The organism is Kitasatospora sp. NPDC023176 (assembly GCF_055560495.1).
Window position 1 is genome coordinate 192,135 of the sequence record NZ_JBVHIP010000006.1, and the last position, 25,290, is coordinate 217,424.

Here is a 25,290-nt window from a genome sequence, read left to right on the forward strand (position 1 = left end):
GGAGCTCCACTGCAGGTCAGCGCTGGTCCAGTCAGCGGCCTGTAAATCTGTCGCGCAAGCTACGCAGGTTCGAACCCTGCACCAGCCACAGGATAGAAAACAGCCCCCGATCTGCGGAAACGCGGATCGGGGGCTCTTTCGTGCGCCCCGGCGCGGGTGGGGGTAGTTGTTGCACATTGCTTGCAATTGCCTCTGACAGGCAGCAAAGTGGGGAGCCGGGGGTGGGAGTCCTTCGACCGAGCTGATCGTCTTCCCAACCGGCGCCCGCCGGGACAACGGCTCACCCCACCCCCGCCAAGACCCCTCCCGTCGTGCCGCGCCGCGTCAAGACCGCGTCAAGGGCACTGGTGGCGGCGTCAGGAACACGTAGGGGACGGGCCCGGCCGGGGCGCGCGAACCGCAGGATTCGGAGCAACTACCCGACTGCGGAGGTCCGTCCGATGTCCAGCGCCATCTCCACCCCGGCCGTGACGGCCGACGAACCGCCGGATACCGGGGCGGGCGACGAGCGGCACCGGCTCAGCGCGCTCGGCGGGCTGGCGGCCCTGTCGCTGGACGCGATGGCCTCGGTGGCGTACGGCCCGGAGTCGATCGTGCTGGTGCTGGGCGCGGCCGGTGGGTACGGGCTGGGCTTCACGGTGCCGGTCACGGTGGCGATCGCCGTCCTGCTCGCGGTGCTGGTCGCCTCCTACCGGCAGGTGATCGCGGCCTTCCCGGACGGCGGTGGCTCCTACGCGGTGGCCAAGGCCCACCTGGGGCGCCGGACGGCGCTGACCGCCGCCGCCTCGCTGGTGATCGACTACATCCTGAACGTCGCCGTCTCGGTGACCGCCGGCGTGGCCGCGCTGACCTCCGCCGTCCCGAGCCTGTACGACGACCGGGTGTGGCTCTGCCTGGGCGTGCTCGCCCTGGTGACCGCCGTCAACCTGCGCGGCATCGCCGAGTCGGCGCGCTGGTTCATGGTGCCGACGGCCGTGTTCGTGCTGTCGATCCTGGCGATCATCGTGGTCGGCCTGTTCCGCGACGCCCCCGCCAGCACCGCGGCCGCCGCCGGCCACGCCTCGGTGCTGGCCGAGAACGCCACCGCGGTCGGCGCAATGCTGCTGCTCAAGGCCTTCGCGGCCGGCTGCTCGGCGCTGACCGGCGTCGAGGCGGTGGCCAACGCCGTCCCCTCCTTCCGCACCCCGCGGGTGAAGCGGGCCCAGCACACCGAGGTCGCGCTCGGCGCCCTGCTCGGCGTGATGCTGATCGGCCTGGCCGTGCTGATCGGCCGCTTCCACCTCCAGCCGGTCGACGGCGTCACCGTGCTCGCCCAGCTCGCCGACGCCTCGCTCGGCCACGGCCTCGGCTTCTTCGTCGTCCAGTTCGCCACCGTGGTCCTGCTCGGCCTGGCCGCCAACACCTCCTTCGGCGGCCTGCCGGTGCTGATGGACCTGCTCGCCCGGGACAACCACCTCCCGCACGTCTTCGCGCTGCGCGCCGACCGCCAGGTGTACCGGTACGGCGTGCTGTTCCTGGCTGCCGTGTCGGCCGCGCTGCTGGTCGGCTCCGGCGGCGACGTCAACAGCCTGGTGCCGCTGTTCTCGATCGGCGTGTTCGTCGGCTTCACCATCTGCCAGGTCGGCATGGTCCGGCACTGGTACCGGAACCGCCCGGCCGGCTGGCGCCGGAAGGCCGCGCTGAACGGCTTCGGCGCGGTGCTGACCGGCGTCGCGACCCTCGTGGTGACCGGCACCAAGTTCACCGAGGGCGCCTGGGGCATCGTGGTGGCCCTGCCACTGCTGGTGGTGCTGTTCGAGGCGATCCACCGCAGCTACGGGCGGATCGGCGAACGGCTGGAGCTCGGCCGGGTGCCGGGCGCGGTGACCCGCCAGCGCAGCCTGGTGGTCGTCCCGGTGACGGCGATCACCCGGCTCACCCGGGACGGCCTGTCGGCGGCGCTGTCGCTGGGCGACGAGGTGTTCGCGGTGACCGTGGTGCACGACCCGGCCGACGCCGAGGCGCTGCGCCGGGACTGGGAGCTGTGGCAGCCCGGGGTGCCGCTGCTGGAGATCCCGGAGGGCCACCGGCGGCTCGGCCAGCCGATCGCCGACTTCGTCAACCGGCTGGGCGAGGAGCACGCCTACGACCGGCTCACCGTGCTGATCCCCGAGGTCGAGCCCGCCCACTGGTACCAGCGCGCGCTGCAGAACCGGCGCGGCGCGGTGATCGACCGCGCCCTGCGTCGGCACACCGACGCGGTGGTCTGCCGGCTGCGGATGCGGATGTGACGGCGGGAGCCGGCGGGCTCGGACACTGACGGGTGAACCCACGGGCCCCGGTACGGCTGCGAAGCCGTACCGGGGCCCGACGCATGTCTCCCGCTCAGCCCGGGCACGGCCGGTCTCGGCCTGGTCACGACGGTCTCGGCCCGGTGAAGCGGGCGTCAAGGTCGCGTCAACGGACCGCATTCACCCGTATGGAGGGCGTCAGGGCGCCCTAACGCGGCCTAGACGGCTGGTTTGCTGCATCTGCCGGCCGTCCGCCGGTGCCGCACGGAGCCACTCGGCCCGTCCGCGGCATCTCCCGAAGCACGCTGGTGGAGCCCATGTCCGATCTCATCTACGTCGGTGTCACGGTTGCCGTGTTCGCCGTCATCGCCCTGATCGCGCGGGGGGTGGAGAAGCTGTGAGTGCCGAAAACATCGCTGGTCTGGTCGTGGCCGTCGCTCTCGTCGGCTACCTCGTCGTGGCGCTGATCTTCCCGGAGAAGTTCTGACATGGGATCCACTCTCGCGGGCTGGATGCAGGCCCTCGCCCTCGTCGGCGCGCTGGCCCTGTGCTACCGCCCCCTTGGCGACTACATCGCCAAGCTCCTCACCACCGCCAAGCACCTCAGAGTCGAGCGCGGCATCTACAAGGTGATCGGCGTCGACGGTGACGCCGATCAGCGCTGGCCCGTGTACCTGCGCTCGGTGCTGGCCTTCTCGGCCGTCTCGGTGCTCTTCCTCTACGGCCTGATCCGCCTCCAGGGCTACCTGCTGCTGAACCTGGGCGTCAAGCAGATGGAGGGCCACCAGGCCTGGAACACCGCGATCTCCTTCGTCACCAACACCAACTGGCAGTCCTACGCCGGTGAGTCCGCGATGGGCCACCTGGTGCAGATGTCGGGCCTGGCGGTGCAGAACTTCGTGTCCGCGGCCGTCGGCATCGCCGTCGTCGCCACGCTGATCCGGGGCTTCACGCGGAACAAGACGGACCGGATCGGCAACTTCTGGGTGGACCTGGTCCGCATCAACCTGCGGCTGCTGCTGCCGCTCGCGCTCGTGTTCGCGCTGGTCCTGGCCGCCAACGGCGTCATCCAGAACTTCCACGGCTTCCACGAGATCACCGGCCTCGCCGGTGACGTCCAGAAGATCCCGGGCGGCCCGGTGGCCTCCCAGGAGGTCATCAAGGAGCTCGGCACCAACGGCGGCGGCTTCTTCAACGCCAACTCGGCCCACCCGTTCGAGAACCCGACCGGGCTCACGAACTGGCTGGAGATCTTCCTCATCCTGGTGATCCCGTTCGCACTGCCGCGGACCTTCGGCCGGATGGTCGGGGACAACCGCCAGGGCTACGCGATCGTCTCCGTAATGGGCCTGTTCTGGATCGCCTCGGTCGCCCTGCTGACCCTCGTCGAGTCCCAGCACCACGGCACCGCCCTGCAGGCCGCGGGCGGCGCGATGGAGGGCAAGGAGCAGCGCTTCGGCATCGCCGCCAGCACGCTGTTCGCCGCCTCGACCACGCTGACCTCGACGGGTGCGGTGGACTCCTTCCACGACTCGTTCACGCCGTTCGGCGGTGGCATCACGATCTTCAACATGATGCTGGGCGAGATCGCGCCCGGCGGTGTGGGCTCCGGCCTGTACGGCATGCTGGTCCTGGCCATCGTCGCGGTGTTCGTCGCCGGCCTGATGGTCGGCCGCACCCCCGAGTACCTGGGCAAGAAGCTCGGCGGCCGCGAGATGAAGTTCGCCTCGCTGTACATCCTCACCACCCCGACCATCGTGCTGGTCGGCACCGGTGTGGCGATGGCCCTGCCGGGCGAGCGGGCCGGGATGCTCAACTCGGGTGCCCACGGCTTCTCCGAGGTGCTGTACGCCTTCACCTCGGCCGCCAACAACAACGGCTCGGCCTTCGCCGGCATCACGGTCAACACCGACTGGTACGACACCGCGTTCGGCCTGGCGATGGTCCTCGGCCGCTTCCTGCCGATCGTCTTCGTCCTGGCGCTGGCGGGCTCGCTCGCCCAGCAGCAGCCGGTTCCGGCCACTCCGGGCACCCTGCCCACCCACAAGCCGCTGTTCGTGGGCCTGCTGTCGGGCGTGATCCTGATCGTCGTCGGCCTCACCTACTTCCCGGCCCTGGCCCTCGGGCCGCTCGCGGAAGGTCTCTCCTGATGTCCACCCCTACGCTCAACCCCGCACCGGCCGACAACCCGGCCGAGCCCGCCGCGCCGCACAGAGTGCAGAGCGGCCTCCTCGACCCGAAGCTGATCGTCGCGTCGCTGCCGGACGCGGTGAAGAAGCTCGACCCCCGGGTGATGGTCAAGAACCCGGTGATGTTCGTGGTCGAGGTGGGCTCGGTGGTCACCACCGTCTCCGCGATCGCCAGCCCGTCCGTGTTCGCCTGGGCGATCACCGTCTGGCTCTGGCTCACCACGATCTTCGCCAACCTGGCGGAGGCCGTGGCCGAGGGCCGCGGCAAGGCCCAGGCCGACACCCTGCGCAAGACCAAGACCGAGAGCGTCGCCCGCCGGCTCACCAACTGGCCCGCCACCCAGGACGAGGAGGAGGTGCCCGGCACCGCGCTCCAGCTCGGTGACCACGTGGTGGTCGAGGCCGGGCAGGTCATCCCCGGCGACGGCGACGTGGTCGAGGGCGTCGCGTCCGTCGACGAGTCGGCGATCACCGGTGAGTCCGCGCCGGTCATCCGCGAGTCCGGCGGTGACCGGTCCGCGGTGACCGGCGGCACCAAGGTGCTGTCCGACCGGATCGTGGTGAAGATCGCCTCGGAGCCCGGCAAGTCCTTCATCGACCGGATGATCGCCCTGGTCGAGGGCGCCGCCCGGCAGAAGACGCCGAACGAGATCGCGCTCAACATCCTGCTGGCCTCGCTGACCATCGTCTTCCTGGTCGCGGTCGTCACCCTCCAGCCGATGGCCACCTTCGCGGGCGCCCCGCAGTCGATGATCGTGCTGGTCGCCCTGATCGTGGCGCTCATCCCGACCACCATCGGCGCACTGCTCTCCGCGATCGGCATCGCGGGCATGGACCGCCTGGTCCAGCGCAACGTGCTGGCGATGTCCGGCCGCGCCGTCGAGGCCGCCGGCGACGTCAACACCCTGCTGCTCGACAAGACCGGCACCATCACCCTGGGCAACCGCCAGGCCGCCGAGTTCCTGCCCGCCCCGGGCGTGGACACCGACGAACTGGCCAGCGCCGCCCAGCTCTCCTCCCTGGCGGACGAGACCCCCGAGGGCCGCTCGATCGTGGTCCTGGCCAAGACCGAGTACGGTCTGCGGGCCCGCGCCCAGGGCGAGTTGACGCACGCCACCTGGGTCCCGTTCACCGCTCAGACCCGCATGTCGGGGGTGGACCTGGACGAGGCCGACGGCGTCCACCAGGTCCGCAAGGGCGCCGCCGGGTCCGTCTCCAACTGGGTTACGGAGAACGGTGGTTCGGTCGGCGACGAGGTCGCCACCCTGGTCGACGGCATCTCCGCCGCCGGTGGCACCCCGCTGGTCGTGGCCACCAAGGTCGGCAGCAAGCCGGCCCGCGTCCTGGGTGTCATCCACCTCAAGGACGTGGTCAAGGAGGGCATGCGGGAGCGCTTCGACGAGCTTCGCCGGATGGGCATCAAGACCATCATGATCACGGGCGACAACCCGCTGACCGCCAAGGCGATCGCGGAGGAGGCCGGCGTGGACGACTTCCTCGCCGAGGCCACGCCCGAGGACAAGATGGCCCTGATCAAGAAGGAGCAGGAGGGCGGCAAGCTGGTCGCGATGACCGGCGACGGCACCAACGACGCCCCCGCGCTCGCCCAGGCCGACGTCGGCGTCGCGATGAACACCGGGACCATGGCGGCCAAGGAGGCCGGCAACATGGTCGACCTGGACTCCAACCCGACCAAGCTGATCGAGATCGTGGAGATCGGCAAGCAACTGCTGATCACCCGCGGTGCGCTGACCACCTTCTCGATCGCCAACGACGTGGCCAAGTACTTCGCGATCATCCCCGCGATGTTCGCCGGGGTCTACCCGGGCCTGAAGCACCTCAACATCATGGGCCTGCACAGTCCGCAGTCCGCGATCACCTCGGCGATCATCTTCAACGCCCTTGTCATCATCGGCCTGATCCCGCTCGCCCTGCGCGGTGTGAAGTACCGCCCCTCCGACGCCAGTTCCCTGCTGCGCCGCAACATCGGGATCTACGGCTTCGGCGGTCTGGTGGTGCCGTTCGTCGGCATCAAGCTGATCGACCTGATCGTCCAGTTCATCCCCGGCCTCAGCTGACGCGGGAAGGAGAAACACCATGTCCAAGCCCCTGCCGACGACCATCCGTACGCACTGGACCGCGCTGCGCGCGCTGCTCGTGCTCACGGTGATCCTGGGAGTCGCCTACCCGCTGCTGGTCACCGGGATCAGCCAGGTCGCGTTCAGCGACAAGGCCAACGGCTCGATCGTGAAGTCCGACGGCAAGGAAGTCGGTTCCAGCCTGCTCGGCCAGAACTACAACCTGCCCAAGGTCAACCCGGACGACCCGAAGGAGGACCCCAAGCCGGACCCGAAGTTCTTCCAGCCCCGGCCCTCCGCCAACAACTACGCCGGCGACAACTCGGGCGCCTCCAACCTCGGCCCGAACAGCGACGACCTGCTCAAGGCCGTCAACGACCGCCGCGCCGCCGCCGCCGAGTTCGACGGCGTCGACCCGGCCAGCGTCCCGGTCGACGCGCTGACCGCCTCCGGCTCCGGCCTCGACCCGCACATCTCGGTGGCCTACGCCAAGGAGCAGGTCAACCGGGTCGCCAAGGAGCGCAACCTGCCGGTGGAGACGGTCGCCAAGCTGGTCGACACGTACACCGAGGGCCGCTCGGTCGGCTTCCTCGGTGACGAGGGCGTCAACGTCGTGCTGCTCAACAAGGCCGTCAGCGAAGCGAAGTGACCGAGCAGACGTGACCGAGCAGAAGTGACCGAACAGTGACACCGCACCCCGTGCCGGGGTGACCGGGCCGACCCGGGCGCGGGAGGATGCCTCCCGCGCCCGGGTCGGCTGCCCCGTATCCGCAGACGCGTACCGCCCAGCCGTCGACTCCTGATGGAAAGAAGCAGTGCTCATGGCCCGCGACCTCACCCCCGGCTCCGGCACCCGCACCGGCCGCCTGAGGGTGTACCTCGGCTCCGCCCCGGGGGTCGGCAAGACCTACCGGATGCTGGACGAGGCCCGGCGCAGACAGGAGCGCGGGGCCGACGTCGTGGTCGGGTACATCGAGTGCCACGGCCGCCGTCACACCGAGGCCATGATCGACGGCCTGGAGGTCCTGCCGCGCGTCCACCGCTCCTACCGCGACGCCGAGTTCGAGGAGATGGACCTCGACGGGCTGCTCGCCCGCCGCCCCTCCGTCGTCCTGGTCGACGAACTGGCGCACACCAACATCCCCGGCGGCCGCCACGCCAAGCGCTGGCAGGACGTCGAGGAACTGCTCGCCGCCGGGATCGACGTCATCACCACCGTCAACATCCAGCACCTGGAATCGCTGAACGACGTCGTCCAGAAGATCACCGGCATCCCGCAGCGCGAGACCGTCCCGGACGAGGTGGTCCGTCGGGCCGACCAGCTCGAACTCGTCGACATGGCGCCGCAGGCGCTGCGCCGGCGCATGGCCCATGGCAACGTCTACAAGGCGGAGAAGGTGGACGCCGCGCTCTCCAACTACTTCCGGGTCGGCAACCTCACCGCCCTGCGCGAACTCGCCCTGCTCTGGGTGGCCGGGCGGGTCGACGAGGGGCTGCGCGACTACCGGGCCAGCCACAACATCGACCGGGTCTGGGAGACCCGCGAACGGGTGGTGGTCGCCCTCACCGGCGGCCCGGAGGGCGAGACCCTGGTCCGCCGCGCCGCCCGGATCGCCGTCGCCGCGGGCGGCGAGCTGATGGCCGTGCACGTCTCCCGCAGCGACGGCCTGGCCGGCGCCTCCTCCGCCGCGCTCGCCCAGCAGCGCCAGCTGGTCGAGAGCCTCGGCGGCAGCTACCACGTGGTGGTCGGCGACGACGTCCCCATCGCGCTGCTGGCCTTCGCCCGCGCCCACGACGCCACCCAGCTGGTGCTCGGCACCAGCCGCCGCGGCCGGATCAACCGCTTCCTCACCGGCCCGGGCACCGGGCAGACCACCGTGGACGCCTCCGAGGACATCGACGTCCACATGGTCACCCACGAGTTCACCGGCCGCGGCCGGCTGCCCTCGCTGGGCCGGCGCCACTCCAGGCGCCGCACCATCCTCGGCTACGCGGCCGGCTTCGTGGTGCCCTGGCTGCTCACCGCCGTGCTCTCCCAGGCGCACCGGACCATCAACCTCACCACCGAGGCGCTGATCTTCCAGCTCGGCGTGGTCATCGTGGCCCTGCTCGGCGGCGCGATGTCCGCCCTGCTGGCCGCGTTCATCGCCTCGGTGCTGCTGAACTACTACTTCATCCCGCCGGTCCACAGCCTGACCATCGGCGAGACCAACAACATCGTCGCCCTGGTGGTCTTCGCCGCCATCGCGCTCACGGTCTCCACGGTGGTCGACCACGCCGGCCGGCTCACCACCCGGGCCGCCCGCGCCACCGCCGAGGCCGAGACCCTCTCCACCCTGGCGGGCAGCGTGCTGCGCGGCGCCGACGCGCTGCCCGCCCTGCTGGAGAAGTCCCGGACGGCCTTCGGCATGCAGACCGTCGCCCTGCTCTCCCGCTCCGACGGCGAGGTGCTCGCCCACTGCGAGGCCGAACACCCGGACGACGCCGGGGCGCGGCACGAGACCACCGAGGTCCCGGTCGGGGCCGATGCCCTGCTGGTCCTCACCGGCCGCCGGCTGCCCGCCGCCGACCAGCGGGTGCTCACCGCCTTCGCGGCCCACGTCGCCGCCGCACTGGAGCGGGACCGGCTGGCCGTGGTCGCCGCCGAGGTCGAGCCGATCAAGGCCGCCGACCGGATGCGCACCGCGCTGCTCGCCGCCGTCAGCCACGACCTGCGCACCCCGCTCGCCGCCGCCCGCGCCTCGGTCGGCTCACTGCGCAGCCCCGACGTCGAGTTCTCGCCCGAGGACCAGGCCGAACTCCTCGCCACCGCCGACGAGTCACTGGTCAAGCTCACCCGGCTGGTGGACAACCTGCTCGACATGAGCCGCCTCCAGGCCGGCGCGCTCACCCTGCACCTCACCGAGACCCACCTGGACGAGATCCTGCCCAGGGCGCTGGACAGCCTCCCCGACCCGTACGCGCCGGTCCAGCCGCTGGACCTGGACACCGCCCCGCCGGTGCTCGCCGACCCGCCGCTGCTGGAGCGGGTGCTCGCCAACGTGATCACCAACGCGCTGCGCTACAACGCGCCCGGCGCGCCCGTCCTGGTCACCGCCAGCCACCACGCCGACCAGGTCGAGATCCGGGTGATCGACCGCGGCCCCGGCATCGCCCCCGAGGACCGCGACCGGGTCTTCCTGCCCTTCCAGCGCCTCGGCGACACCGACAACACCACCGGCGTCGGCCTGGGCCTGGCGCTCTCCCGCGGCCTCGCCGAGGCCATGGGCGGCAGCCTGGAGGTGGAGGACACCCCGGGGGGCGGCACCACCATGCTGCTCACCCTGCCCGCCGCCACCTCGCAGTTCACCACCGAGCAGCTCACCACCGAGCAGCTCACCGAGCAGCTCACCACCGAGCAACTCACCGCCGAGCAACTCACCGAGCAGTTCACCACCGAGCAGTTCACCGCCGAGCACTTCGCCACCGGGGAGGAACCACCGCACCATGAGTGAACGAAGTGAACGGACCGTCGACAACTGCGAGATCCTCGTCGTCGACGACGAACCGGCCCTGCTGCGCACCCTGCGGATCAACCTCAGCGCCCGGAAGTACGCCGTGCGCACCGCCGCCAGCGGCGGCGAGGCGCTCGACCGGGCCGCGCACTCCGCCCCGGACGCCGTCCTGCTCGACCTCGGCCTGCCGGACCTCGACGGCATGGACGTGCTGCGCGGACTGCGCACCCACAGCGCGGTGCCGATCATCGTGCTCTCCGGCCGTTCCGACGCCGCCGACAAGATCGGCGCCCTCGACGCGGGCGCCGACGACTACCTCACCAAGCCGTTCCTGATGGACGAACTGCTGGCCCGGTTGAGGGCGGTGCTGCGCCGGCCGCTGAACCCGGTCCCGTCGGGCCGGCCGGTGATCGGCGACCACACCGTCGACCTCGCGGCCACCACGGTGCTCGGCCCGAGCGGCCCGGTGCGGCTCACCCCGACCGAGTGGCGGATCCTCGGCCTGCTGCTCGCCAATCCCGGCCGGCTGGTGCCCGGACGGCAGATCCTGCGCGAGGTGTGGGGCCCGGCCCAGGAGGCGCGCGGCAACTACCTGCGGGTCTACCTCGCCGGGCTGCGCCGGAAGCTGGAGCGAGATCCGGCCCGGCCGCGGCACCTGATCACCGAGCCGGGGATCGGCTACCGCTACGTGCCGTGACCGCGCGGGGCGTCAACGGGCCGTCAAGAGGGGCCCGGTGGGCGACAGGAGAGCGTCAAGGCCGGTCGGGGCGGTGCTCCGTGGTCGTAGTGTCAGTGCTGGAACGAGCGGGCCCTGCTCCATGTGGGGGAAGCCTGGGGCCGCTCCAGCCGCCATCCAAGGGCGGCCAGTAATGGGGGAGGGGCGCGCGATGCGAATCGCGCGCCCCTTTGGTTTCCGCCGCTCCACCCGCTCGTCGCGCCTGTTCAGCAGCCTGTTCAGCGGTCCGTTCAGCAGTCGGTTCAGCAGTCCGTGCCGCCGGATTGCCGGGGCAGCGCCAGCGCCACGGTGTCCGCGAACTCCCGTACCGCACTGGTCCGGCTGACCACCCGGCCGCTGTGCACCACCAGCCGGCTGTGCCCGCCCGCGAGCGCCCCGGCCAGGCTGTCCCCGCGCACCGCCAGCAGCTCCGCCGGGAACCCGGCGTCCACCCGGACCGGCGGCAGTCCGAGCGTCGCCCGCGCCTGGTTCGCCACCGCGTCGTACGCCGCGCCCGGGTCCAGCTCCCCGCCCGCCGCGAGGAGGTAGGCCGACTCCAGCGGATCGGCTCGGCCGACCGGGTTGGACTGGTCCCGCAGAGCACCGCTGCCGGCCGCCATCGGCACCCGGGCCGCGGCCAACTCCCGTACCAGGCCGGGCCGCGGGGCGGCCGGACGGCCCTCCAGCCCGGTGCAGCCGCCGTTCTGCGGCAGCCAGACCACCCGCACCCCGCTGGTGGCCAGCACCGTGGCTGCGCCGCGCGGCAGCGCCCCGCACGGCCCGAGCGCCACCCGCGGCCGCAGCGGCGCCAAGGCGCTTGCCAGTCGCGCGAGTTGGGCCGCGTCCGCGGCGGTGGTGTGCAGGTCCACCGGGCAGTCCGCGTCCCGGGCGGCCTCCAGCAGCAGCTGTACGTACCCGGCCGGGTCCGGGTCCAGCTCCGGGCAGCCGCCGGCCGCGGTGGCGCCCAGCTTGAGGGCCTCGCGCAGTTGGGCGCGCCCGTCCGCGCCGGCCCGGCCGGTGAGCAGCCGGGGCATCGCCACCGCCTGGAGTTCGGCCAGGCCCCGCAGTGCCTGGCGGGCGGTGAGCACCGCCTCCAGCGGGCGCAGCCCGTGCACGTCGCCGATCCGTACGTGGGTGCGCTGGGCGGTGGCGCCGTAGCCGAGCGAGGTGAGCGCGGCCTCGGTGACCCGGCGGGTGAGGTCGGCGGGGGTGTCCGGCGGCGGGGCGGGCAGGGCGGCGGAGAAGGCGGAGTCGTAGTGGGCGTGCGCCTCGGCGGGGGCCGGGAGCAGCAGGTAGCCCTTGAGGTCGATCCGGGCGCCGGTGGTGACGGTGGGGGTGCCGGGCAGGGCGGGCAGTGGGCCGAGGCTGCCGACGGTGCCGACCGCCTGGATCCGGTCGCCGCTGATCCGGACGTCCACCACCCGCCCGTCGGCCAGTCGGGCTCCGGTGAGCAGCAGGACCGGGCCGTGCCCGAGCGGGTTGGCCGCCGGGCCGGGCCCTGAGTTCGGCCCGTCGGCGGCTGCGCTGTCCATCGCCGGCTCCTTCTCGCGCTGGCCAGTGGGCCCAGTGGGGGGATCGGCCGGTGCCCCGGCCAATGAGCGTCGAGCCTATGGCGCACGGGGGCGGGGTGCCGGGAGGCAAGCAATAGTCGTATCGGCTCGGGGCGCCCGGCTTCGGGGGCGATCGAACGCCCGGCCTTGGATCGTCCGTCCGTGCACCGCGCCGACCTGCGGTCTTCGCCTCGGGATACGGATTTCACCTCTGGGCGCGGAACGTGTAATCTCTTCCTCGTTCGCCCCTATAGCTCAGTCGGTAGAGCGTCTCCATGGTAAGGAGAAGGTCTGCGGTTCGATTCCGCATGGGGGCTCTGGTGAAAGGCAGTCAGCTTCGGCTGTGCTGCTGATCACTGTGGCGGTGTAGCTCAGTTGGTAGAGCAAGCGGCTCATAATCGCTGTGTCACCGGTTCAAGTCCGGTCACCGCTACCCCGCGTAGTCGGTCGGGAGATCGCACTCCCGGTCGGCTACTCTTGTTGTGTTCTTATTCGTTGTCCAAGGAAGGCACTCCCGTGGCTGCCACCGACGTCCGCCCGAAGATCACGCTGGCCTGCGTGGAGTGCAAGGAGCGGAACTACATCACCAAGAAGAACCGGCGTAATGACCCGGACCGTCTTGAGATGAAGAAGCACTGCCCCCGCTGCAACTCGCACACCGCTCACCGCGAGACCCGCTGACCCTGTCGCAGGGCGCCGGGCCTGTGTGAATCAGGTCTTCGACTCCGGGCCGCATCCCTCAACAGGGGGGTGTGGCCCGGAGTCTTTTTCGTATCCGTCCGCGTTTCCATCCCGCGTTTCCATCCGCGTTCCGAGGAGCTGCCATGGCGCTCGACCCCTCCTTCATCGGGCGTAGTTACCCGCCCACCGAGCCGTACGAGGTCGGCCGGGAGAAGATCCGCGAGTTCGCGGTCGCGATCGGGGACGCCAACCCGGCGTACACCGACGCGGAGGCCGCGAAGGCGCTGGGCCACCGGGACGTGATCGCCCCGCCGACCTTCCCGTTCGCGATCGCCTTCCAGGCGGCCGGCCAGGTCGTCGAGGACCCGGAGCTGGGCCTCGACTACAGCCGGGTGGTGCACGGTGACCAGAAGTTCCGCTACAGCCGCCCGGTGCAGGCCGGAGACCGGCTGACGGTCGCGGTGACCATCGACAACATCAAGTCGCTGGCGGGCAACGACGTGCTCACCGTGCGCGGCGAGGTGGCGGACGAGAGCGGCGAGCACGTGGTGACGGCGATCATGACGCTGGTGGCCCGGGCCGCCGACGAGACGGGGGAGTGAGCGCGATGGCGATCGACTACGACGAGGTCGAGGTCGGCACCGAGCTGCCGGCGCAGTCCTTCCCGGTGACCCGCGCCACACTGGTGCGCTACGCGGGCGCCTCCGGCGACTTCAACCCGATCCACTGGAACGAGAAGTTCGCGCTGGAGGTCGGTCTGCCGGACGTCATCGCGCACGGCATGTTCACCATGGCCGAGGCGATCCGGGTGGTCACCGACTGGGTCGGCGACCCGGCCGCGGTGGTCGAGTACGGCGTGCGCTTCACCCGGCCGGTGCCGGTGCCGAACGACGGGGTCGGCGCGGTGATCGAGGTCTCGGCCAAGGTCGCCAAGAAGCTGGACGACCGCAAGGTGCAGGTCGACCTGCTGGCCACCTCGGGCGGGCAGAAGGTGCTGGGGATGTCCCGGGCGGTCGTCCGGCTCGCCTGAGTCACCCGCTTTCCGGCGCGGACCGCCCGGCAGCCCGTTCCGCGGGCCGCCGGGCGGTCCGTCGTTCGGGGCGGTTCGGGCGAAGGGCTTGCGGAGATAGTGATTGGTCACTAACTTTGATCCCGTGGCGAAGACGAGCATGCGGATGAGTGCGGAGGAGCGGCGCGAGAGCGTCATCCGGGCCGCGATGATCGAGTTCGCCAGGAACGGCTACCGGGGGACGTCCACCGAGGCGATCGCCCGCCGGGTGGGCGTCTCGCAGCCGTACCTGTTCCGGCTGTTCCCGGGCAAGCAGGCGATCTTCACGGCCGCCGCCGAGCGCTGCATCGAGGAGACCTGGAAGGTCTTCGACGTGGCGTCGGCCGGGCTGACCGGCGAGGAGGCCGCCGCCAAGATGTCCGAGGCGTACATGGGCCTGGTCGAGGACGGTGAGCAGCTCATGATGCAGATGCAGCTCTACGTCTCGGTGTTCGCCTCCCGGATGGCCGGCGAGGACGAGATCGGCGAGACCGCCCGGCGGCTGTGGGGGGAGCTGTTCGAGCGGGTCCGGGAGCGGGTCGGCGGCGATGTGCAGGGAACCACGGAGTTCTTCGCCTACGGGATGCTGATCAACACGCTGGTGGCGTTGGGCTTCCCCCGGGAGCACCGGATCTGGGACGGCTTCGGCGAGCACGAGGAAGCCGAGTAGCGGGTCGCACGGCGGAGTCCGTGCGGCCTTTTCTCGGCCCGTGAAAGTTAGTGATCAATAACTATTCAGGAACCCTGGGGGACGTCATGACGGAGAAAACGGCGGAGAACACAGCCGGGAGCACGACCGGGAAGGCGATATCGACGGCGGCCGGGGCCTCGGCCGCCGTCGCGACGGAGAAGCCGGGCCTCGGCCGCACCGGCGTCTGGACCCTGGTGATCACCGCCCTCGCGGGCTTCATGGCCGCGCTGGACAACCTGGTCGTCACCACCGCGCTGCCGTCCATCCGCGAGGAGCTCGGCGGCGGACTGTCCGACCTGGAGTGGACGGTCAGCGCCTACACCCTCTCCTTCGCCGTGCTGCTGATGTTCGGCGCGGCGCTCGGCGACCGCTTCGGCCGCCGCCGGATGTTCCTGATCGGGCTCACGCTCTTCACCGCCGGCTCGGCCGCGGCGGCGCTCTCGCCCGGCATCGGCGAGCTGATCGCCGCCCGCGCCGTCCAGGGCGTCGGGGCCGCGGTGTCGATGCCGCTCACCCTCACCCTGCTGACCGCCGCCATCCCCGCCGCCAAGCGCGGGATGGCCTTCGGCATCTGGGCCGGCGTCAACGGCCTGGCCATCGCCACCGGCCCGCTGGTCGGCGGCACCCTGACCGAGAACTTCTCCTGGCAGTGGATCTTCTGGGTGAACGTCCCGGTCGGCATCGTGCTGGTGCCGCTGGCCGCCCTGAAGCTGCGTGAGAGCCGGGGCGCCAACCCGGCCCTGGACGTGGTCGGCACCGTCCTGGTCAGCCTCGGCCTGTTCGGCGTGGTGCTCGGCCTGATCCGCGGCAACCCGGACGGCTGGACCAGCCCGCTGGTGCTGGCCGCGCTGGCCGGCGGCGTGGTGCTGCTGATCGCCTTCGTGCGGTACGAGCAGCGCGGTGCCCGGCACCCGATGCTGCCGATGCGGCTGTTCCGCAACCGGACGTTCACCGCCGTCAACGCCTCCGGCCTGCTGATGTCCCTCGGGATGTTCGGCTCGATCTTCCTGATCAGCCAGCACCTGCAGACCGTCGGCGGCTACACCCCGGAGGAGGCCGGCATCCGGATGCTCCCGTGGACCGGGGTCGGGCTGATCGTCGCGCCGCTCGCCGGCATCCTGGCCGACCGCTTCGGCGGCCGGCTGATCGTGGTCCTCGGACTGGTGCTGCAGGGCGTCGGCCTGGCGCTGTACGCGGCGATCAACGCCGGACTCGGGCACTACGCGTACGGCCCGGTGGTGCCCGCCGTGGTGATGTGCGGGATCGGCATGTCGATGTACTTCGCGCCGACCGCCGCGATGGTGATGGACAGCGTCCGGCCCGAGGAGCAGGGCATCGCCTCCGGGGCCAACAACGCGCTGCGCGAGGTCGGCGGCGCGCTCGGGGTGGCCGTGCTGGCGGCGGTCTTCTCCGAGCAGGGCGGCGACGGCTCGGTCGGGACCTTCGTGGACGCGATGGTGCCCGCGCTGTACGTCGGCGCCGCGGTGGTGCTGGCGGCCGGGGCCTGCGCGCTGCTGCTGCCGAGCCGGTCGAAGCCGGTCGGGTCGGTCGAGTCGGTCGCGGTGGTCGAAGCCGAGCAGGCCGCGTCGATCGAGCGGGCCGTCGAGGCCGAGGAAGCGGCGGCGGACGTCACGGCGGGCGTGGCGGCCGGCCAGGACGGGGCGGTCACCGGGCCCGAGGACGGGCAGCCCGTCCCGGTCGAGGCCGCGAAGGCCTGAACGGCGGGCGCGGGTCACGGGGGCGGCCGGGCGGTCGCCCCCGTCCCCGTACGCTGGTGGGCGTGCTGGTAGAAAACGACGCCCCCCTCGCCCCGCTGACCACGCTCCGGCTCGGCGGCCCGGCCCGCCGGCTGGTGACCGCCCACACCGACGACGAGGTGATCGCCGCCGTCCGCGAGGCCGACGCGGCCGGCGAGCCGCTGCTGGTCCTCGGCGGCGGCTCCAACCTGGTGATCGGCGACGCCGGCTTCCCCGGCACGGTGCTGCGGATCGCCACCACCGGCTTCGACCTGGCGGGCACGGTGCTGGAGCTGGCGGCCGGCGAGGTGTGGTCGGAGGCGGTCGCCCGTACGGTGCGCGAGCACGGCCTGGCCGGGATCGAGTTCCTGGCCGGCATCCCCGGCTCGGCCGGCGCGACCCCGGTGCAGAACGTCGGCGCGTACGGCCAGGAGGTGGCCCAGACGGTCACCGAGGTGGTCGCGTACGACCGCACGGCGGGCGAGGTGGTCACGCTCGACAACGCCGGCTGCCGCTTCTCCTACCGGCACAGCCGCTTCAAGGCCGAGCCGGACCGCTACGTGGTGCTGCGGGTGCGGTTCGCGCTGGCGGACCACGCGGGGCTCTCCACCCCGGTCAAGTACGCGGAGGTGGCCAGGCACTTCGGCGTCGAGCAGGGCGAGCGGGTGCCGCTGGCCGAGGCGTACGAGGCGGTGCTGGGGCTGCGTTCCGGCAAGGGCATGGTGCTGGACCCGGCGGACCACGACACCTGGTCGGCCGGCTCCTTCTTCACCAACCCGGTGCTCACGGCGGCGCAGTACGAGTCCTTCCGTATCCGCCCGGGGGCCGAGAACGCCCCCGCCTATCCGGCCCCGGAGGGCTGTACCAAGACCTCGGCGGCCTGGCTGATCGACCGGGCGGGCTTCGGCAAGGGCTACGGCGACGGCCCGGCGACGCTCTCCACCAAGCACACCCTGGCGCTCACCAACCGCGGCGCGGCCACCGCCGAGGACCTGCTGGCCCTGGCCCGGGAGATCCGGGACGGGGTCCGCGAGGCCTTCGGGGTGGAGCTGGTGAACGAGCCCGTGATGGTGGGCGTCAAGCTCTAGGGTCCGTCTTCGGACCCTAGGCGGTGCTCCCGGCCGGCACCGGGGTGCCCACCAGCCAGGCGTCGATGTCCGCCAGCAGCTCCTTGCGGACGGCCTCCGGCGCGCACGAGCCGCGCACCGACTGCCGTGCCAGCTCGGCGAGTTCGGCGTCGCTGAAGCCCAGGGCGTCCCGGGCCAGGTCGTACTGGGCGGCCAGCCGGCTGCCGAACAGCAGCGGGTCGTCCGCGCCGAGCGCCAGCGGCACCCCGGCGTCGAACAGCCGGCGCAGCGGCACCTCCTCGGGGCGCTCGTAGACGCCGAGCGAGACGTTGGAGGCCGGGCAGACCTCGCAGGTGATCTGGCGGTCCGCCAGCCGGGCCATCAGCCTGGGGTCCTCGGCGGCCCGGACGCCGTGGCCGATCCGGCCGGCGCCCAGGTCGTCCAGGCAGTCCCGGACGGACTCCGGGCCGGCCAGTTCGCCGCCGTGCGGGGCGGCCAGCAGCCCGCCCTTGCGGGCGATCTCGAAGGCCCGGTCGAAGTCCCGGGCCAGGCCGCGGCGCTCGTCGTTGGAGAGGCCGAAGCCGACAACACCGTGGTCGGCGTAGCGGACGGCGAGCCGGGCGAGCGTCCGGGCGTCCATCGGGGACTTCATCCGGTTCGCCGCGACCAGCACCCGGATGCCCACCCCGGTGGCCGCCGCGGCGTGCTCCACCGCGTCCAGGATCAGCTCCAGCGCGGGGATCAGTCCGCCGAGCCGGGGCGCGTAGGAGGTCGGGTCGACCTGGATCTCCAGCCAGCGGGAGCCCTCCCGCCGCTCGTCCTGGGCGGTCTCCAGGACCAGCCGCCGGATGTCCGACTCGTCCCGGAGCACCGAGCGGGCGGTGTCGTAGAGACGCTGGAAGCGGAACCAGCCGCGCTCGTCGGTGGCGCGCAGTTTGGGCGGCTCGGCGGAGCTGAGGGCCTCCGGCAGCCGGACGCCGTGCTTGTCGGCCAGCTCCAGGAGGGTGGCGGGCCGCATCGAGCCGGTGAAGTGCAGGTGCAGGTGGGCCTTCGGGAGGCCCCTGACGTCTCGCGGGTTCAACAGGCGTTCCATTCGCCGATACTGCCGTATCCGACCCCCAAACGGGAACCGCCCCCTTTCCGTCCCCCGAAGGGGTGAAAGAGGGCGGTGCGGCCATGCGCCCGCTCGCCGGTGCGGCGGGTGAATCCCGGGTGCCGGGTTGACCGGTGAGGTCAGTCGCGGGCCTCGCCGAGCAGCTTCTGGACCCGGCCGACGCCCTCGATCAGGTCGGCGTCACCGAGCGCGTAGGAGAGCCGCAGGTAGCCGGGGGTGCCGAAGGCCTCGCCCGGGACGACCGCGACCTCGGCCTCGTCCAGGATCAGGGTGGCCAGCTCGCCGGAGGTCTGCGGGCGCCTGCCGCGGATCTCCTTGCCCAGCAGGCCCTTGACCGACGGGTAGACGTAGAACGCGCCCTCGGGCTCGGGGCACAGGACGCCCTCGATCTCGTTGAGCATCCGCACGATGGTCTTGCGGCGGCGGTCGAAGGCCTCCCGCATCTCGGCCACGGCGTCCAGGTCGCCCGCGACGGCGGCCAGCGCGGCGCGCTGGGCGACGTTGGAGACGTTGGAGGTCGCGTGCGACTGCAGGTTGGTCGCGGCCTTGATCACGTCCTTGGGGCCGATCACCCAGCCCACCCGCCAGCCGGTCATCGCGTAGGTCTTGGCGACGCCGTTGACGACGATGCACTTGTCGGCCAGCTCGGGCAGCAGGGCCGGCAGCGAGGTGAAGGTCGCGTCGCCGTAGACCAGGTGCTCGTAGATCTCGTCGGTGAGCACCCACAGGCCGTGCTCCAGCGCCCAGCGGCCGATCGCCTCGGCCTCGGCCTTGGTGTACACCGCGCCGGTCGGGTTGGACGGCGAGACGAACAGCACCACCTTGGAGTTCTCGGTGCGGGCGGCCTCCAGCTGCTCGACCGACACCTTGTAGCCGGTGGTCTCGTCGGAGAGGACCTCCACCGGGACGCCGCCGGCCAGCTGGACCGACTCCGGGTAGGTGGTCCAGTACGGGGCCGGGATGATGACCTCGTCGCCCGGGTCGAGGATCGCGGCGAAGGCCTCGTAGATCGCCTGCTTGCCACCGTTGGTGACCAGCACCTGGGAGGCGTCCACCTGGTAGCCGGAGTCGCGCAGCGTCTTGGCGGCGATCGCGGCCTTCAGCTCGGGCAGGCCACCCGCCGGGGTGTAGCGGTGGTTCTTCGGGTCGCGGCAGGCTTCGACGGCCGCCTCGACGATGTAGTCCGGCGTGGGGAAGTCGGGCTCGCCGGCTCCGAAGCCGATCACCGGCCGGCCGGCGGCCTTGAGGGCCTTGGCCTTGGCGTCCACGGCGAGGGTCGCGGACTCGGCGATCGCGCCGATCCGGGCGGAGACCCGGCGGTCGGCGGGGCGGATGGACTGGTCGGGCTGCGGGGTGGAAGCGCTCATGCCTGCATCGTCGCAGAATCGGGACGGACCGGGCAGGGCGGTTTCATCATCCGTACGGCTCCGTCCGCATCGCGGTCCCCGGCGATCCGCCGGTGACCGCCCCACCGGGCCTGAGATCCGCCGGGCGGTCGTCGGCTCCGGAAGAAGAGGTTCGACCAAACACCCCTCGACCACGTACACTCGCTCCTCGACGGCCCACCGGAAAAGACCGGAGCTTCCACCGCCTGTACAGACAGCGGGGGGAGATGCGGTAGGTTGGTCGCCACCAGGAGCCGCGAGGTTCTGTAGGGCAATAGCTCAATTGGTAGAGCACCGGTCTCCAAAACCGGCGGTTGGGGGTTCGAGTCCCTCTTGCCCTGCTGCTTGACCCGTATTCAGCCCGTTCGCTCCACAGAGCGAGCGGGCTTGATGCGGAGAGGGCACCGATCAGCACCGCTTAAGCCGACCGCTCGTGCCTGAAACGGGTACGCAGGTGATGTTCGGCCGGACCCGGATTCAGGTGAGGACGAGTGACGGAGACCACGGGCTCCACCGCAACGCCTGAGAGCGGCAACCCCGAGGGGGCCGACGGCGCTGCCGAGACCACGTCTGCCGAGGGCGACAAGAAGTCCGGCAAGCAGAAGAAGTCCGGCAAGCGGGCCAAGATGGGTCCGTTCGCGCGGATGGGCCTCTTCTACCGCCAGATCATCGCCGAGCTGCGCAAGGTCGTCTGGCCCACTCGGAGCGAGCTCACCAACTACACCACGGTCGTGGTGACCTTCGTCGTGGTCATGATGGGCTTCGTCGCCGGCCTCGACTACGGCCTCTCCAAGCTGAGCTTCCTCGTCTTCGGCTGATCGAGCCCGCACCTCCGAACCACCCCCCGACCCGGGCCGAATCATCGGTCCGGGTCGAGCTGTCGGCGGCGGACGTACGCGCGCGTACCGTGGACTCGGTACTGTTGAAGTCTCCGAGACCTCTCCTGGCGCCCGCGTGAGCGGCCGCGCGCCGGTCCGGTTTCGGAGCGCGCCACCTTCACCATCTCCAGGAAAGAAGCAGCCACCGTGTCTGAGTCCCCCCTGTACGACGCCGACGAGACCGTCCGCGAGGCGGATGTCGCCGCCGAGCTGGACGCGGCCGAGCTGGCTGACGACACCGAGTCCGCCGAGCAGATCGTCGACGCCGCGGACGGCGACGAGGACGAGGTCGAGGCGTACGACGAGGCCGAGGCGGGTGAGCCGGCCGAGGAGGCCGCTCTGCACGTGGAGGGCGAGGAGGAGCCCGTCGCCGAGGAGTCGGCCGACGAGGAGCCCGCCGAGGACGAGACCGCTGAGGACGAGGCCGCCGAGGAGGAGGCCGAGGTCGACCCGGTCGCCAAGTTCCGCGAGGACCTGCGCTTCATGCCGGGTGAGTGGTACGTGATCCACACCTACGCCGGCTACGAGAACCGGGTGAAGCAGAACCTGGAGCAGCGCGCCGTCTCGCTGAACGTCGAGGAGTACATCTTCCAGGCCGAGGTGCCGCAGGAGGAGGTCGTCCAGATCAAGAACGGCGACCGCAAGACCATCCGCCAGAACAAGCTCCCCGGCTACGTCCTGGTGCGCATGGACCTCACTCCCGAGTCCTGGGGCGTCGTGCGCAACACCCCCGGTGTCACCGGCTTCGTGGGCAACGCCTACGACCCGTACCCGCTGACCCTGGACGAGGTCGTCAAGATGCTCGCCCCGGACGTCGAGCGCCAGGCGGCCAAGGAGGCCGGCAAGCCCTCGCCGGTCAAGCCCAGCGAGATCCAGGTCCTGGACTTCGAGGTCGGCGACTCGGTCACCGTCACCGACGGCCCGTTCGCGACCCTCCAGGCGACCATCAACGAGATCAACCCGGACTCGAAGAAGGTCAAGGGCCTGGTCGAGATCTTCGGCCGGGAGACCCCGGTCGAGCTCTCCTTCGACCAGATCCAGAAGAACTAGTCCCACGGTCTTCGGATTCGGGGCAGGGCTGAGGCCCTGCCCCGAATCCGTTTTGGTCCAGCGGCGCGGACGCGTTAGCCTGGTCTGATGTGTGTGCTGGCGGCCGGGAGTCGCCCCGGTTCCGCACGCACCAGCAATCACCTCTCGGAAGGACCCGGAGAGACATGCCTCCCAAGAAGAAGAAGATCACGGGGCTTATCAAGCTCCAGATCAACGCCGGTGCGGCCAACCCGGCGCCGCCGGTCGGCCCCGCGCTGGGCCAGCACGGCGTCAACATCATGGAGTTCTGCAAGGCCTACAACGCTGCGACCGAGTCGCAGCGCGGCATGATCGTGCCGGTGGAGATCACGGTCTACGACGACCGTTCCTTCACCTTCATCACGAAGACGCCGCCGGCCGCGCGCCTCATCCTGAAGGCTGCGGGCGTCGACAAGGGCTCCAGCGAGCCGCACAAGACCAAGGTCGCCAAGCTCACGAGCGCCCAGGTCCGCGAGATCGCCACGACCAAGATGCCCGACCTGAACGCCAACGACCTGGACGCCGCGGCGAAGATCATCGCCGGCACCGCCCGGTCGATGGGCATCACCGTCGAGGGCTGACAGCCCCTTCGTCCTCTGTGGTAGGGCCCGCGCAGGCCCGGGACACCACAACTCCATTCACCATTCAGGAGCAGCTATGAAGCGCAGCAAGGCCCTGAAGGCCGCGGACGCCCAGGTCGACCGCGAGCGCCTTTACGCCCCCCTCGAGGCCGTCCGCCTCGCCAAGGCGACCAGCACCACCAAGTTCGACGGCACCGTCGAGGTCGCCATGCGTCTGGGCGTCGACCCGCGCAAGGCCGACCAGATGGTCCGCAGCACCGTGATCCTCCCGCACGGCACCGGTAAGACCGCTCGGGTCCTGGTCTTCGCGACCGGCGAGCGTGCCGAGGCCGCGCGTGCTGCGGGCGCCGACATCGTCGGCTCCGACGAGCTCATCGACGAGGTCGCCAAGGGCCGCCTCGACTTCGACGCCGTCGTCGCCACCCCGGACCTCATGGGCAAGGTCGGTCGCCTGGGCCGCGTGCTCGGCCCCCGTGGCCTGATGCCGAACCCGAAGACCGGCACCGTGACCCCGGACGTGGCCAAGGCCGTGAACGAGATCAAGGGCGGCAAGATCGAGTTCCGCGTCGACAAGCACTCGAACCTGCACTTCATCATCGGTAAGGCCTCCTTCACCGACGAGCAGCTGGTCGAGAACTACGCCGCCGCGCTGGACGAGGTGCTCCGCGCCAAGCCGTCCGCCGCCAAGGGCCGCTACATCAAGAAGACCGCGTTCTCGACCACCATGGGCCCCGGCATCCAGGTGGACCCGAACCGCACCCGCAACCTCCTCACCGAGGAGGACCCGGCCGCGGTCTGAGCCCCAGTGCTCTAGAGCTGTCCGCACGGCGGGCCCGTACCCCCTTCACCGGGGGTGCGGGCCCGCCGTCGTTCGTTCTCCGGGGGCCGCTCGAACGGTTGCCGGATCGGGACACGGAGGAATGGGAACGCGTGCCCGAGTCGTCGTACGCTCTGCCGGTCAGATCATGTGGAGAACCTGTGACCGCCGGAGTGTGCCGTGCCGCCCGCCCTTCGCCCCGCCGCGCTCGCGGCGGCCCTGCTGCTGCTCGGCGTCTCCACCGGATGCAGCGTGCTGGCCGCCCCGGGCACCCGCGTTCCCGGTGCGCCGGCGCCGATCCCGCCCAAGCAGGTGGTGCTCGCGGCCGCCCAGGCCCTGGACGACACCGGCGGCGCCCGGATCGACCTGGTGCGGGAGGGCCCGGACGGCCGCCGCACCGCCGACGGCACCCTGGTCTGGGGCGACCGGGACGAGGCCGCGCTGACCGTCACCGACGAACTGGGCACCGCGCGGCTGGCCCTCCGGGACGGCGGGCTCGACCTCGCCTACCAGGGGGGCGCGGCCAAGCACGCGGAACGCGCCACCGCGGAGTCGCTCGACCCGGCGGCCGGCACCGACCCGGCCGGCTACGCGGGCGGCTGGATGACCGCGCTGGTCACCAATCCGGGCAGCCGGGCGTACGCGATGGCGCAGACCGACCGGCTCGGCTCGCTCGGCGGCGAGCAGCTCGACGGGACGACCGTCGCGCACTACCGGGGCACCGCCCCGGTGGCCGACTACTTCGGCGCGGACCGGGAGTTGACCCCCCAGCAGCTGGCCGTGGTGGTCGGCTGGTACCGGCAGCGCGGGGTCACCGAGATCGGCTACGACGTCTGGGTCGGCCCCGGTCAGCGGCTGCTGAGGCTGCGTGAGAGCGCCCGGGGAAGCGCCGGAACCACGGTGACCACAACGGATGTCTCAGCCGCCGGGGAGGGGGAGACGACACCCGCCGCCGCCGGGTGACGGGAGCGGGATATCCGGTGCGGGCCGGACTTGGCGATCCGTTAGAGTCCGGCTGAGAAGAAGCTGAGGATCGGCTCTTCCGAAGAACTTACGGGGGTACCTCCATGCGTGCTGTCCGCCTCGCCTCGACCGTCGCGACCGCCGCCGTCCTGCTGGCCGCCCTCACCGCCTGCGGCAGCAAGGGCGGCGACAGCAAGGCCACCGCCAACGACGCCAAGGACGCCGGCGCGGCCGCCGCCGCGGCCGGGCTGAGCGCGGACCCGAAGGCCGCGCTCGCCGCCGCCGCCCTGGTGATGCAGAAGGCCGGCAACGGCAAGGTCGCCATGACCTCGCCGGACGCCTCCAGCCCGGGCGGCAGCGGCACCGCCGACTGGAAGGACCCGGGCAAGGTCGCCCTGGACGTGGCCAGCGACATGGACGGCAAGAAGCTCAAGATCCGGGTGATCGGGGCGGACGCCTACGTCGGCGGCGACGACGCCACGACCGCGGCCCTGCAGGGCAAGCACTGGGTCAAGGTGCCCTCCTCGGAGGAGATGGGCGGCGCCTTCGTGGTGATGGGCCAGATGATGAACCCGGTCGCCCAGCTCACCATCGCGGCCGGCAGCGGCAAGCTCAGCAAGGTCGGCCAGGAGAGCGTGGACGGCGTCCAGACCACCCACCTGCGGGCGGTCGAGGACACCGCCACCCTGGTGGCCGGGATGACCTCGCTGACGGCCGAGCAGCGCCAGTCCGTCCAGAAGACGCTGGAGGAGGACGGCAAGACCCTCACCATCGACTTCTGGCTGAACGGCAAGCAGGAGCTCGTCAAGTACCAGGAGTACGGCGACACCAACGGCGAGCAGAAGGCCGTCACCGTCAAGTACTCCGACCTCGGCAAGGGCACCAAGATCGAGGCGCCCGCCGCGGGCGACCTCGGCTCCCAGGCCGACCTCCTCAAGCTGTTCGGCTGATCCGGCCGAACGCTC

The 25,290-nt window shown here is 71.4% G+C and carries 22 protein-coding genes and 3 tRNA genes; 22 read left to right on the top strand and 3 right to left on the bottom strand.

What is annotated here, in order from left to right:
• Positions 1-440: 440 nt before the first annotated feature.
• The 7 genes from ACZ3YL_RS12045 to ACZ3YL_RS12075 all read left to right on the top strand — a co-directional run bounded on the left by ACZ3YL_RS12045 (position 441) and on the right by ACZ3YL_RS12075 (position 10,728).
• A complete protein-coding gene (locus ACZ3YL_RS12045; RefSeq protein ID WP_188302273.1) occupies positions 441-2,270 on the top strand; it encodes an APC family permease in 1,830 nt (609 codons plus the stop codon).
• A 397-nt stretch (positions 2,271-2,667) separates the two neighbouring features.
• Positions 2,668-2,757 carry a K(+)-transporting ATPase subunit F gene (gene kdpF / locus ACZ3YL_RS12050; protein WP_045693083.1) on the top strand — a complete coding sequence of 30 codons (90 nt, stop codon included), beginning with the start codon at positions 2,668-2,670 and terminating at the stop codon, positions 2,755-2,757.
• A 1-nt stretch (position 2,758) separates the two neighbouring features.
• A complete protein-coding gene (gene kdpA / locus ACZ3YL_RS12055; protein WP_465656919.1) occupies positions 2,759-4,420 on the top strand; it encodes a potassium-transporting ATPase subunit KdpA in 1,662 nt (553 codons plus the stop codon).
• Positions 4,420-6,537, top strand: a complete 2,118-nt coding sequence (gene kdpB / locus ACZ3YL_RS12060) for a potassium-transporting ATPase subunit KdpB (protein ID WP_188302271.1) — start codon at positions 4,420-4,422, stop codon at positions 6,535-6,537. Before kdpA ends, kdpB begins: the two co-directional genes overlap by 1 nt.
• Positions 6,538-6,556: 19 nt before the next feature.
• Positions 6,557-7,186: a potassium-transporting ATPase subunit KdpC gene (gene kdpC / locus ACZ3YL_RS12065; RefSeq protein ID WP_188302270.1), complete on the top strand. Its 630-nt coding sequence runs from the start codon at positions 6,557-6,559 to the stop codon at positions 7,184-7,186.
• A 172-nt stretch (positions 7,187-7,358) separates the two neighbouring features.
• Positions 7,359-10,031, top strand: a complete 2,673-nt coding sequence (locus ACZ3YL_RS12070) for an ATP-binding protein (protein WP_465656921.1) — start codon at positions 7,359-7,361, stop codon at positions 10,029-10,031.
• Entirely contained in the window at positions 10,024-10,728 is a 705-nt protein-coding gene (locus ACZ3YL_RS12075) for a response regulator (RefSeq protein WP_465656923.1), read from the top strand. The genes ACZ3YL_RS12070 and ACZ3YL_RS12075 overlap by 8 nt, the downstream gene beginning before the upstream one ends.
• 281 nt (positions 10,729-11,009) lie before the next feature.
• On the opposite strand, the gene ACZ3YL_RS12080 is transcribed toward ACZ3YL_RS12075, so the two are convergent.
• Positions 11,010-12,278 (bottom strand): amidohydrolase family protein, encoded by a 1,269-nt coding sequence (locus ACZ3YL_RS12080; RefSeq protein WP_465656925.1) that lies wholly within the window; start codon positions 12,276-12,278, stop codon positions 11,010-11,012.
• 262 nt (positions 12,279-12,540) lie between these two features.
• Between ACZ3YL_RS12080 and ACZ3YL_RS12085 the strand changes: the two genes are divergently transcribed.
• The 8 genes from ACZ3YL_RS12085 to ACZ3YL_RS12120 all read left to right on the top strand — a co-directional run bounded on the left by ACZ3YL_RS12085 (position 12,541) and on the right by ACZ3YL_RS12120 (position 17,540).
• Positions 12,541-12,613: transfer RNA gene (locus tag ACZ3YL_RS12085), tRNA-Thr, on the top strand.
• A gap of 43 nt (positions 12,614-12,656) precedes the next feature.
• A tRNA-Met gene (locus ACZ3YL_RS12090) sits at positions 12,657-12,729 on the top strand.
• An 83-nt stretch (positions 12,730-12,812) separates the two neighbouring features.
• Complete coding sequence (rpmG, locus tag ACZ3YL_RS12095; protein WP_006604855.1) at positions 12,813-12,977, top strand: 50S ribosomal protein L33; 165 nt, start codon at positions 12,813-12,815, stop codon at positions 12,975-12,977.
• Between the two features lie 143 nt (positions 12,978-13,120).
• Complete coding sequence (locus ACZ3YL_RS12100; protein ID WP_188308290.1) at positions 13,121-13,579, top strand: MaoC family dehydratase N-terminal domain-containing protein; 459 nt, start codon at positions 13,121-13,123, stop codon at positions 13,577-13,579.
• 5 nt (positions 13,580-13,584) lie between these two features.
• Positions 13,585-14,007: a MaoC family dehydratase gene (locus tag ACZ3YL_RS12105; RefSeq protein WP_188308289.1), complete on the top strand. Its 423-nt coding sequence runs from the start codon at positions 13,585-13,587 to the stop codon at positions 14,005-14,007.
• 145 nt (positions 14,008-14,152) lie between these two features.
• Positions 14,153-14,695 (top strand): TetR/AcrR family transcriptional regulator, encoded by a 543-nt coding sequence (locus tag ACZ3YL_RS12110; RefSeq protein ID WP_188308292.1) that lies wholly within the window; start codon positions 14,153-14,155, stop codon positions 14,693-14,695.
• An 86-nt stretch (positions 14,696-14,781) separates the two neighbouring features.
• Positions 14,782-16,434: an MFS transporter gene (locus ACZ3YL_RS12115; protein ID WP_465656927.1), complete on the top strand. Its 1,653-nt coding sequence runs from the start codon at positions 14,782-14,784 to the stop codon at positions 16,432-16,434.
• 62 nt (positions 16,435-16,496) lie between these two features.
• Positions 16,497-17,540, top strand: coding sequence for a UDP-N-acetylmuramate dehydrogenase (locus tag ACZ3YL_RS12120; protein ID WP_465656929.1), 1,044 nt, complete (start codon positions 16,497-16,499; stop codon positions 17,538-17,540).
• A gap of 16 nt (positions 17,541-17,556) precedes the next feature.
• On the opposite strand, the gene ACZ3YL_RS12125 is transcribed toward ACZ3YL_RS12120, so the two are convergent.
• Together ACZ3YL_RS12125 and ACZ3YL_RS12130 are read right to left on the bottom strand one after the other, a co-directional pair.
• On the bottom strand, positions 17,557-18,612 hold the full coding sequence (locus tag ACZ3YL_RS12125; RefSeq protein WP_188308286.1) for an adenosine deaminase: 1,056 nt from the start codon (positions 18,610-18,612) through the stop codon (positions 17,557-17,559).
• A 140-nt stretch (positions 18,613-18,752) separates the two neighbouring features.
• The gene (locus ACZ3YL_RS12130; RefSeq protein WP_188308285.1) at positions 18,753-20,000 is read right to left on the bottom strand and encodes a pyridoxal phosphate-dependent aminotransferase; all 1,248 of its coding nucleotides are present in this window, start codon (positions 19,998-20,000) and stop codon (positions 18,753-18,755) included.
• 286 nt (positions 20,001-20,286) lie between these two features.
• On the opposite strand from ACZ3YL_RS12130, the gene ACZ3YL_RS12135 reads away from it, so the two are divergent.
• The 7 genes from ACZ3YL_RS12135 to ACZ3YL_RS12165 all read left to right on the top strand — a co-directional run bounded on the left by ACZ3YL_RS12135 (position 20,287) and on the right by ACZ3YL_RS12165 (position 25,275).
• Positions 20,287-20,359, top strand: a tRNA-Trp gene (locus ACZ3YL_RS12135).
• A gap of 150 nt (positions 20,360-20,509) precedes the next feature.
• Positions 20,510-20,836, top strand: coding sequence for a preprotein translocase subunit SecE (gene secE, locus ACZ3YL_RS12140; protein WP_188308284.1), 327 nt, complete (start codon positions 20,510-20,512; stop codon positions 20,834-20,836).
• Positions 20,837-21,043: 207 nt separating this feature from the next.
• The gene (gene nusG / locus ACZ3YL_RS12145; RefSeq protein ID WP_188308283.1) at positions 21,044-21,946 is read left to right on the top strand and encodes a transcription termination/antitermination protein NusG; all 903 of its coding nucleotides are present in this window, start codon (positions 21,044-21,046) and stop codon (positions 21,944-21,946) included.
• A gap of 164 nt (positions 21,947-22,110) precedes the next feature.
• Complete coding sequence (rplK, locus tag ACZ3YL_RS12150; RefSeq protein WP_188308282.1) at positions 22,111-22,545, top strand: 50S ribosomal protein L11; 435 nt, start codon at positions 22,111-22,113, stop codon at positions 22,543-22,545.
• Between the two features lie 76 nt (positions 22,546-22,621).
• A complete protein-coding gene (gene rplA / locus ACZ3YL_RS12155; protein WP_360494901.1) occupies positions 22,622-23,344 on the top strand; it encodes a 50S ribosomal protein L1 in 723 nt (240 codons plus the stop codon).
• A gap of 198 nt (positions 23,345-23,542) precedes the next feature.
• A complete protein-coding gene (locus ACZ3YL_RS12160) occupies positions 23,543-24,325 on the top strand; it encodes a hypothetical protein (protein ID WP_465656932.1) in 783 nt (260 codons plus the stop codon).
• A 104-nt stretch (positions 24,326-24,429) separates the two neighbouring features.
• Entirely contained in the window at positions 24,430-25,275 is an 846-nt protein-coding gene (locus ACZ3YL_RS12165; protein WP_188308279.1) for an SCO4651 family lipoprotein, read from the top strand.
• The last annotated feature ends 15 nt before the right edge of the window (positions 25,276-25,290 follow it).